Below are 10,694 nucleotides of genomic sequence, written 5' to 3'. Positions count from 1 at the left end.
AATTATGAGAAGAATATTAAACTATAAAATGTTACTGGTAATAGTGTTACTGGTAACTGCGTCATCCTGTAAAAAGACCTTCATTGAATTGAACTCACCAACTTCCTTAACACCTGAACAGGCGTTGGGTACAGAAGCTGATCTGCAAGTAGCCCTCCGTGGAGCTTATGCCGGTCTCCGTGGTGTGGATTTTTACGGAAGATCAATGCCTATCTGGGGCGATATCATGGCAGACAATGCTTACCAGTCTGCTCTGAATACCAACCGTTATACTTTTTTTAATGATTACAGCGACACCAAAGGTGCTACTGCAGCTGATGGTAACGTGTCTGGTTTGTGGGCTTCTGCTTACACTGTGATTCTGCGAGCCAACAATATCATCAACACCACTGTAGCTTCTAATGCTAATGTGGATCAATACAGAGGAGAAGCGTATGCCATCCGTGCCCTTGCTTATTTTGCACTGGTACGTCATTTTGCCAAACCTTACAGCGATGATCCTGCTGCATTGGGGGTACCTATTGTAACCACTTACAATCCGGACCTGAAACCAGCTCGTAACAAGGTATCAGAAGTGTATGCTTTGATGGTTGATGACCTGAACAAAGCTTATACCCTGATGACTAAATACACCAACTCTTCTCAGTTCAGCAAATATGCGGCTAAAGCCCTTCAGGCAAAAGTGTACCTGAACATGGGTGATAAGACCAATGCTAAAACTGCTGCACTGGATGTGATCAACAATGGTGGATTTACTTCATTAACGGCTGCCAGCCATGCTTCTTATTGGAGCAATGCTACAGTTACTACCAGCAAACTGGAGACTTTATTTGAAGTTTCTTCTGATGCGGTTGCTAACCTGGCATTTGATGCCCTGAGCTACCTGTACAGCCAGGCTGGTAACTATGGTGACCTGCTTTGTGCCGATGACCTGTATGCTTCTTTCAGTGCAACCGATGTTCGTAAAGCTTTATACCCTACCGGTACAAGAGCTGGACTGCCTGCTGCATTTGTAAACAAGTATCCGGTGATCCAGGGCGATCTGAGTGATACCAAAGTACTGCGTTTGAGTGAAATGTACCTGATCGCTGCTGAAGCTTCTCTGCCAGGCAACGAAGCCGATGCGTTGACTTATGTGAACTTTATCACCAGCAGAAGAGGTGCTACTGCGATCGCTTCTACCGGTGCACAGTTGTTAGAAGATATCATTACAGAAAGAAGGAAAGAACTGGCTTTTGAAGGAGACAGGTTCCACGATATGCAGCGTTTAAAGCGTAATATCGTGCGTAGCACCAACTACCCTGCAACTTCCAGAACGGTTCCTTACACTGTGTTCAGAAGGTTATTCCCTATCCCTCAGGTGGAAGTGGATGCCAACCCACAGATCAAATCACAGCAGAACACCGGTTATTAATCGGTTGCTCATTTGAATAGAATGATAAAGGCTGCCATAGGGCAGCCTTTATCATTTTAACAAACGACAGTTGATGCGGCAGTAAAACAGGATTATATTTGAACAGCTTTTGTTGATCTTAACGCAACCACCATGAAATCAGTCACCGCCATTATTGCTTTCCTGCTACTGTTCAGTGCCACAACCTATGCGCAGAACGTTTACCAGTTGCAGGACCCTGTAAGTGCAAAGAATTTTAATCCGGATAAATACTCGGGTATCCGGGGTACGCCTTTCCTGGTGGATAAGTGGATCAAAGGATCCGTCTCTATTGCCAGAGGGGTTTACCAGAACCTGGAACTGAAATTCAATGTGTATGACAATGCACTTTTCTTTAATAAAAACGATGAGTCTTTCGAGTTTCAGGAAGATGTGCTTTCCTTTACGCTGATGCCTAAAGAGGATCCATCTACGCATATGGTATTCAAACGTGGGATCTCCGGCGCAGATCTTCGGGGAAACGAGTTTGTACAGGTATTGCTGGAAGCAGAAATGGGGTTATACAAACTGGATGTAAAACAGCTTACTGAAATGAGCGAGATCAATGCAGGTATTGTAAAAACCTTTGCCAACACGGCCAAATATTATGTCGGTAAAAACGGGAAACTCAAATTCCTGAAATTGAACAAACAGGAGGTACTGGCCGCGTTGAGTGATAAGCAGGATAAAATACAGGCCTATATCAACGATAAAAAATATTCTTTCAGAAAGGATACGGAACTGGTAGATGTTTTAAAATATTATAATTCTTTATAGCAGCTTTGTATGTTACATAAAGAGAGAGGTTTTTGCCTCTCTCTTTATGTAACCAGATCAGTTATTTCAGTACTTCTGCCAGTTTCTTTTCCAGCTCTTCGCCGCGTAAACCGGTAGCAATGATCTTACCCTGTGGATCTACGAGCACATTAAAAGGAATGCCATCGAACTGGTAAAGCGGCACCATACTGCTTTCCCATTGTTTCAGGTCGCTGACATGTGTCCAGGTAAGACCATCTTTTTTGATCGCTTCTTCCCAATCTGCTTTCTCTTTATCCAATGATACACCGAGGATCGTGAAATTCTTATCCTTGTATTTATTGTAGGCGATGACTACATTGGGGTTTTCTTTTCTGCAGGGGCCGCACCAGCTGGCCCAGAAATCAACCAATACATATTTTCCGCGCAGGCTGCTGAGCAGGAAGGGTTTGCCGTTTACATCGGGCAGACTGATTTCCGGTGCAGTTTGATCGAGCAGAGGATATTTGGGAGAGGCGGGTTGTTGTACAGCCAGGAGACTTTTGATCTTGGCCAGACCGCTATGTTCTTTGAATTTATCGAAAGAGGCATTGGCCAGTACCAGCAGGTCTTCTTGTTTCATGGTGCGGGATGCCATGCCGAGTGCATAGTACCGGGCGGCAGCGCTGTTAGACTGATTAATGAATGTAGACACCATGGTATTCATTACTTTGATCTGCGCATCACGCTGATCGCGGATAATGCTGAGGGCGCTATCGCTGGCATTCTGTTTCTGCAGGGTATCTAACTGCATGAATGTTGCATAGAGGGCAGAATCTTTACCGCGGTAATCTTCGAAAAGCGTATGCAGGCTTTCACTGGCTGGTGAGTTTTCGATCTTGTAGGCTCTGTAATTATTGAGGTCCATCTGCAGTTTGATGCTTTTATCATCATTCACCAGCAATACGTCGGGACCGTTTTCGACCACTACCCGGTAAAGACCTTCTTCTTTACCCATGCCACGTAACTGGAAACTGCCATTGGATTTCAGTGTGCCCGAATCCAGGATAATGGGTTGCTGACCGCCATAGGGTAGTTCCTGCAGGAAGATCTTTTTACCGGTGGCATTTTCAATTTTACCGCTAACAGTAAAAGCACCATATTTTTTTTCCTGACAGGCAGAAAGGGTGATCAGGGTTACTAAAACAAAGAGTATATTTTTCATATGATTGGGTTAAGCCGGTCTCATTCTTCCGCATAGGAAATGAGCGTTGCTAATTTAGTTGTTTAATTTCTGTTCGAGTAACTGTGTTACCATTTTGGGATCTGCTTTTCCCTGGCTGCGTTTTTTTACTTCGCCCACAAAGAGGCCGATCAGTCCTTTTTTTCCTTTTTTATATTCGGCCACTTTATCAGGCATATTTTCCAGTGCGCCATTTACCCAGGCTTCCAGTTCAGCACTATCACTTACCTGTAAAAGGTTCATTTTTTCTGCAATGACCATGGGCGAGCCTTCGCCGGCCAGTAAAGCCGGTAATAATTTAGAAGACGCTACAGAAAAGTTAACCTTACCATCTTCCACCATTTTTATCAGTTCTGCCAGCAGTTCGGCCGGCAGGGTAAGGGTTCCGAAATTAGTTCCGTTCTCATTCAGGTATTGGCGGAGGGGGCCCAGCATCCAGTTGGCTACTGCTTTATATTGGTTCGTATGCCGGATCACCGCTGTGAAATAATCGGCGGTTTCTTTTTCATCGCATAACTGGGCCGCGTCGTAAGCGCTTAGGCCATAGGCAGATTGGTACTGTTTTTTTAATTCGGCAGGTAAGGCAGGTAAGGCCAACTGCACTGCCTGGATAAAATCATCTGTTAAATGAAAAGGGGCCAGGTCGGGGTCGGGAAAGTAGCGGTAATCATTGGCTTCTTCCTTATCGCGGATCGCGAAAGTGGTATCGGTGGCTGCATCAAAACTGCGGGTTTGCTGTTGTACGGTTCCACCTTTCTCCACCAGGGCCACCATTCTTTCTATTTCATACTCGATCGCTTTTTTTACATTACGAATCGAGTTCAGGTTCTTTACTTCTACTTTGGTACCCAGTTTGGTTTCGCCTTTCAGGCGGATAGAAACATTGGCATCGCAACGCAGATTACCTTCTTCCATATTCCCATCGCAGATTCCGATCCAGCGAACGAGCCTGCGAACTTCTGTTACATATTGCCAGGCTTCATCGGCAGAAAAAAGGTCGGGTTCTGTTACAATTTCCACCAGTGGGGTACCTGCACGGTTCAGGTCAATACAGGTAAAAGCTTCATCAAGGTCATGGATACTTTTACCGGCATCTTCTTCCATGTGGATCCGGTTTAACTGCACTTTTCTCTCACCATCCGGTGTTTGAATAGTTATATAACCTCCTTTACAGATAGGGGTAGTATGCTGGGAGATCTGGTATCCTTTCGGAAGATCTGGGTAGAAATAGTTTTTACGGGCAAAATAGTTGTCTTTCTCAATCTCACAGCCGCAGGCAAGTCCCATACGGATGGCATATTCAACGGCTTTTTTGTTCGTCTTGGGTAAAGTGCCGGGATGCCCCATGGTAATAGGACTGATATGTGTGTTGGGAGCCGCGCCAAAAGCGGTGCTGTCTCCGCAAAATAATTTACTGCTGGTAGCCAGCTGGGCGTGCACTTCGAGGCCGATAACGGCTTCATATTTATCGTTCCATAACATGTTGCGGCAAAAATAGCCCTAATCACTGATTTCACGGATTGTTTGTATGATTTCGCCGGTAGATGGTATGAGAGCTATGATTTCCTTAACAGTTTATAACGAAAGGATCTTTTGCAGGTCTGTGTCCGGCACGGTAAGCAATCCTACCGGTGGCAGACGGCGGGTGAGCTCCTTCCAGTTCTTATCCTTTGTAAAAATGCTTTTCAGCATGGGCAGGGCTTTGGAAAGCTGTTTGTTATTAGCGAGCGTGATGGCTGTCCAGTATTGCATTTCCAGGTTTGCGGGGAATAGTTTCATGGCGGCATTGTATTCGTTCATGGCTTTGGCCATATCGTTCTTTTCAACAGCCAGATCGCCGCTGTTCATGTGTTCGTAAGCAATTTGCACATTATACAGGCGTCTGAGTTCCTGTAGGGGTTTGGGCGAATCGTCTACCCGCAGGTCTACTGATTTATTATTCCAGCTATCGGTTGGGGTACCGGGTACCACTACGATGGCTGCGGCCTGCATACCCCTGATATCGCCGCCAGCTTTTTGTGCTGCTTCCAGCGCGAGTAAGACCCTTTCGGCGAGGGGTTTACCGGTTGACTGCTCAAAAGAGCGGGCCATGAAGGCGCAAACCTGATCGCCCAGCATCATATTACTCTGCACGCTGAAATTGGTTCCTTTGATATGGTTGGCTACCTGAATACAGTTTTTGCCAGTATGTGTTGCTACATTTCCTTTGCTATCAATGATGGCTACCTGCCTCACTTCTCTTCCGGGATCGGCTTTGGTTAAACTGTCTAATGCCTGTTGCGGTGTAAATCCTTTTTTTACCAGAGCGAGTGCTTTGGGGCCATAAGATTTGTCAACAAAGGATTGCGTGGCAACGGCGCCCACTCCTGCTTCTGCCCAGGGCACTGAAGTACCTACGCTGAACCAATGACTCTGTACACCCACGGCCATCTCACCTGTTTTTTCATCTCTGGCTACAATGGAATAGGTATGTACCAGGGGTTGTTTGGCATTGTATACCTGTGCATGGGAGCAAACGGAGGCAAGTAAGAAAGTCAGGGTTAATAGCTTTTTCATGTAATCGGGTTGAGAGATAAAGTTAGTGTGTGCGGCTTGCGTTTCAAAGAACAGATGGGAGGGGGTGATGGTTGAGGGAACTGTGTTTTATTTTGTGTGAGAGTTTTTTTGGAATGGGGTGAGTGGGATGGTTTTTTTGTTCAGGCCGCTTTAGCGTCCCGACCAAAAAAACCGCGCCAGGAATGGCGCGGTGCGAACATGAGAAAAATCCAAATAGGTGTCGGGACGCTACAGCGGCCAGACACCTATTTCTACTACAGCCGATTTATAATTCTGCTGTCTTTAATTTTTTAGGAAACCGGATCTCAGCGGTCTGTGTTTTGCCGGCACGCTGGTAACTGAGTTTTACACTGTCGCCTTCTTTCAGGTCTTTTATTTTGCTTTTCAATTCATCTACAGAGTTAACGGCTGTACCGTTGATATCGGTGATCACGTCGTCTTTCTGTAAACCAGCTTTGGCTGCAGGCGTATCTTCTTCTACATCCAGGATTTTCACGCCTTTGCCTTCTGCCAGGTCCTGGATGCCAATTCCCAGGCGTGGTTTGCGGCTATAGTTGAAATCGAAATTAAAATCGCGGCCATCGATACGGGGCATGTCGGGCATTTCGAAATTGAAATTGTTGTTCCTGTCCATATTAAATACCCGCAGTTGAGCCGATTTACTTTTACCCAGTGTGGCAGTAGCGGTAGCAGGTTTGCCATCACGCAGATAACTGATGGTTATTTTATCGCCGGGTTTGTATTGGCCTACAGCATCGTAGAGGTCTTCGCTGTTTTCGATTTTTTTATCACCAACCTGGGTAATGATATCATCTTTGGTAAGCCCCGTTTTTTCGGCGGCACTTTCTTTTTCTACTGAAGTGATCTTAGCGCCTTTCTCATTCTTCTCGGTTACCACACCCAGTAAAGCGCGGTTACCGCCAAAAGGAAAATCATCGCCCATCATTTTCAGGCTGCCCAGAGGGGCCAAACGTCCCTTGATTTTGGGCAGGATGGCACGCATATGATCGCTGTTGCGCAGAATCTCAATATCCGTGTCTTTGAGATCTTCCAATGGTTTGCCGTTAACAGTAATGTTATCGCCATCTACTACGATGGTCATTTTTTCTTTGGCATCTCCTTTTTTACGGATGGTGATGCTTTGGTCCTTGGTTACTTTCGGTTTCTCTTTGGTTTGTGCAGTAGCGAATGTGGCGCTGCCCAATACCAGCAGGAGCAGGGGTAGAATTCTTTTATTCATAACAGAGATTTTAGATGTACGAATTTGTTGGTAGATCAAATGTAGGAGATTTGTCAAATACGAAACTATTCGGAAATGTTAAAAAAGGTTAAACAGTAAGAGTAAGCAGGGGCTATATTCAGGATAAGCCCGGATGGCGGAGTTGGTAGGTTTTTACCGGACAGCTGTCTACTTCTTCGAAACAGGTAAACTGCATGCCACATTTTTCAATCACCCGCAGGGAAGCAAGGTTCTCTACATGCGCCCGGGCCGTGATGATTGGAAGTTGGCAGTGTTCAAAACCATACCGGAGACAAGCGGCAGCCGCTTCGCTGGCATACCCATTACCCCAGCAACTGCGCAGAAAGCGGTAACCGAGGTCGGTTTCGCTTCTTTCGGGCCGGTATTTTAAACCACACCAGCCAATGAATGCATTGTTTTCTTTCAGTAATACCGCCCACCTGCCATAACCGTACTGCTGGTATTGCGGAATCATTCTGCTAGTAATCAGTTCCAAAGCAACCGTTTCATCAGTAGTGGGCAACTCGTGCAGGTAACGGGTTACTTCCGGGTCTTTGTTCAATGTATAAATGAGCGGCGCATCAGCTGCTGTGAACTCGCGAAAGTGAAGTCGGTCAGATGAGAAGAGACTATTCATATACAGGCAGTAAAAAACCACAGATACACCGATAATCTTTAGTGTATCTGTGGCTAAAATAAAGAATGCAATTATACCAGTAAGGCTTTCACTTTTTCTATCACTGCCGGTAGGTTAGAGGCATCCTGTCCACCAGCTGTGGCCAGTGTTTTCTGTCCGCCACCGCCGCCTTTGATCAAACCTGCCACCTGCTCCTTGATGATTTTGGGCGCTTCCAGTCCTTTGGAAACACTTACCGATTCATCCAGTAAAATGGCTACCTGCGCTTTGCCATCTACCTGTGCCGCCAATACTACCACATAATTTGTTAAGGCAGTTTTCATTTCAAAACAGAGTTTCTTCAGGCTGTCGGCACTGTTTACTTCTACTACCGCACCGAGGAATGTAATTCCCTGAATGTTTTCTGTTTGTGATAACAATTCGTTTTTGGTAATGATGAGTTGTTTGGCTTCGAGACTTTCTATACGTTTTCTCAGTTCGTTATTATCTGCTTGTAATGCTTCTACGGCTTTGCTGATCTCTTTCGGGTTTTTCAGCGCTTCGCGGATCTGGTTTACCTGTTCAAACTGCTCCTGTATCAGGGCTTCTGCCGCTTTACCGCTTACGGCTTCTATCCTTCTTACGCCAGCGGCTACCGCAGATTCATGTTTAATCTTACAAAAACCTAATTCACCGGTATAACCTACATGGGTTCCACCGCAGAGTTCGATCGAATAGGCGGGGTCCATAACCACCACGCGAACAATATCTCCGTATTTCTCTCCAAACAAAGCCATGGCACCCATGGCTACGGCTTCGTCTTTGCTCATTTCTTTGATGTATACTGGAATATTTGCGCGGATCTTTTCATTCACGATGCTTTCGATCTGCGTGATCTCTTCCTCCGTTACTTTGGCAAAATGGGAAAAGTCGAAACGGAGTTGTTCTTCGTTCACCAGACTTCCCTTCTGTGCCACATGTGTACCCAGCACTTTGCGTAAAGCGGCGTGCAGTAAGTGAGTGGCGCTATGGTGTATGGCGGTTGACTGGCGCCGGTTGCCATCTACTTTAGCCATAACTGCCGCCTGAATATTAGCAGGTAAACTATCGGTAAAATGGATGATCAGGTTATTCTCTTTTTTGGTATCCGTTACGGCCACTATTTCTCCTTCAAAATCCAGTGTGCCCGTATCGCCTACCTGTCCGCCGCTTTCTGCATAAAAAGGAGTGGCTTCGAGTACCAACTGGTAGGCTTCTTTACCTTTGGCTTTTACTTTTCGGTACTTGATCACTTTACTTTTGATCTCGAGCGAATCGTATCCTACAAATTCGTTCATCGCTGTATCGGAAAGCACTACCCAGTCTTCTGTATCAATGGTACCGGCTGCGCGGCTGCGGTTTTTCTGTTGCTGCATTTCTGCTTCAAAACCTTTCTCATCAATCGTGAGCTGGTGCTCTGCAGCAATCAAACGGGTAAGATCGATGGGGAAACCAAATGTATCAAACAGTTCAAAAGCAGCCTTACCTTCTATCTGCTGTTTGGATTGTGCAATGATGTCATCAATGCGCTTTAACCCCTTATCCAGCGTTTTGAGGAAAGCGTCTTCTTCTTCCTTCACTACCTTACTTACAAAATCAAGTTGCTTTTTCAGTTCCGGAAATACATTACTGAACTGATCGGCCAGTAAGGGCAGCAGTTGAAATAACAAAGGCTGTTTGTAATCGAGATAAGAATAATAATACCGAACGGCCCTTCTCAATATCCTCCTGATCACATAACCGGCACCGTTATTGGCAGGTAATTGTCCGTCGGCGATGGTGAAGGCAATAGCACGGATATGATCGGCCAGCACACGAAAGGCAACGGCTTCTTTGCTATCGCTGTGATCGTATTTTTTGCCGGTGATCTTTTCTGTGGTGGCAATAGTGCCGGTAAAAACATCGGTATCATAATTACTTTGTTTTCCCTGGATCACACGTACCAGTCTTTCAAAGCCCATGCCTGTATCTACATGTTTGGATGGCAATGGTGCCAGGCTACCATCTTTCAGACGATTGTATTGGATGAATACATTGTTCCATATCTCAATTACCTGTGGGTGATCTTTGTTGATAAGGTCTCTTCCGGGAATCAGTTTTCTTTCTTCATCGCTACGGCAGTCAACATGAATTTCTGAACAGGGTCCGCAGGGCCCCGTATCTCCCATCTCCCAGAAATTGTCTTTTTTATTACCGAAAACGATGCGATCTTCCGGTACAATTTTTTTCCATTCTTCCAGTGCGATGGAAGAAGCGGGTATCCCTTCCTTAGGATCACCTTCAAAAACGGTTACATATAAACGGTCTTTGTCTAATTTGTATACTTCGGTCAGCAGTTCCCAACTCCAGGCTATGGCTTCGGTTTTAAAATAATCGCCAAAACTCCAGTTCCCCAGCATTTCGAACATGGTATGGTGATAGGTATCTACCCCTACTTCTTCCAGATCGTTATGTTTGCCGCTTACCCGTAAACATTTCTGGGTATCTGCAATGCGGGACGCTTCCGGTTTTTTGTTACCCAGAAAATAGTCTTTGAACTGGTTCATCCCCGCATTGGTGAATAAAAGCGTAGGATCGTTTTTCACTACAATCGGTGCCGATGGCACAATGCGATGGCCCTTTGAGGCAAAAAAATCAAGGAATTTCTGGCGTATTTCGGCACTGGTCATCATCTATCAAAAAATTTTAAACAAATTGTTAGAGCGTTAGAAACTATATTTGGAGGCTTTTTAGGGGCATCAAAGGTAAGGAATTGGGGTGTGAATGCGTGAATCGCGAGGCGTGAATCGAACGGCTTAAAAGATGATTCTGCGCTCATTTACCATTGATTATT

Annotated in this window: 8 protein-coding genes; 2 read left to right on the top strand and 6 right to left on the bottom strand. The window is 45.5% G+C overall.

Translation table 11 applies throughout. From position 1 onward, the window contains the following. Positions 1 to 4: 4 nt before the first annotated feature. A complete protein-coding gene (locus AC1RNB_RS03955; RefSeq protein ID WP_493080890.1) occupies positions 5 to 1,414 on the top strand; it encodes a RagB/SusD family nutrient uptake outer membrane protein in 1,410 nt (469 codons plus the stop codon). Between the two features lie 132 nt (positions 1,415 to 1,546). After that, positions 1,547 to 2,209, top strand: coding sequence for a hypothetical protein (locus AC1RNB_RS03950; RefSeq protein WP_493080889.1), 663 nt, complete (start codon positions 1,547 to 1,549; stop codon positions 2,207 to 2,209). A gap of 61 nt (positions 2,210 to 2,270) precedes the next feature. Here the strand turns inward: AC1RNB_RS03950 and AC1RNB_RS03945 are convergent, their stop codons facing one another. The 6 genes from AC1RNB_RS03945 to alaS all read right to left on the bottom strand — a co-directional run bounded on the left by AC1RNB_RS03945 (position 2,271) and on the right by alaS (position 10,533). Next, a complete protein-coding gene (locus AC1RNB_RS03945; RefSeq protein WP_493080888.1) occupies positions 2,271 to 3,392 on the bottom strand; it encodes a redoxin domain-containing protein in 1,122 nt (373 codons plus the stop codon). Between the two features lie 54 nt (positions 3,393 to 3,446). Continuing rightward, the gene (gene gatB, locus AC1RNB_RS03940) at positions 3,447 to 4,892 is read right to left on the bottom strand and encodes an Asp-tRNA(Asn)/Glu-tRNA(Gln) amidotransferase subunit GatB (protein ID WP_493080886.1); all 1,446 of its coding nucleotides are present in this window, start codon (positions 4,890 to 4,892) and stop codon (positions 3,447 to 3,449) included. A 93-nt stretch (positions 4,893 to 4,985) separates the two neighbouring features. Further along, the gene (locus AC1RNB_RS03935) at positions 4,986 to 5,966 is read right to left on the bottom strand and encodes a DUF1028 domain-containing protein (RefSeq protein WP_493080884.1); all 981 of its coding nucleotides are present in this window, start codon (positions 5,964 to 5,966) and stop codon (positions 4,986 to 4,988) included. 265 nt (positions 5,967 to 6,231) lie between these two features. After that, positions 6,232 to 7,206 (bottom strand): PDZ domain-containing protein, encoded by a 975-nt coding sequence (locus AC1RNB_RS03930; protein ID WP_493080883.1) that lies wholly within the window; start codon positions 7,204 to 7,206, stop codon positions 6,232 to 6,234. Positions 7,207 to 7,324: 118 nt separating this feature from the next. Further along, complete coding sequence (locus tag AC1RNB_RS03925; RefSeq protein ID WP_493080881.1) at positions 7,325 to 7,843, bottom strand: GNAT family N-acetyltransferase; 519 nt, start codon at positions 7,841 to 7,843, stop codon at positions 7,325 to 7,327. A gap of 71 nt (positions 7,844 to 7,914) precedes the next feature. Next, positions 7,915 to 10,533 (bottom strand): alanine--tRNA ligase, encoded by a 2,619-nt coding sequence (gene alaS / locus AC1RNB_RS03920; protein WP_493080879.1) that lies wholly within the window; start codon positions 10,531 to 10,533, stop codon positions 7,915 to 7,917. Positions 10,534 to 10,694 lie beyond the last annotated feature (161 nt).

The organism is Sediminibacterium sp. GW821-FHT12F12 (assembly GCF_058806635.1).
The sequence above is the reverse complement of the archived record's forward strand: the minus strand, read 5'-3'. Positions and strand labels throughout refer to the sequence as shown.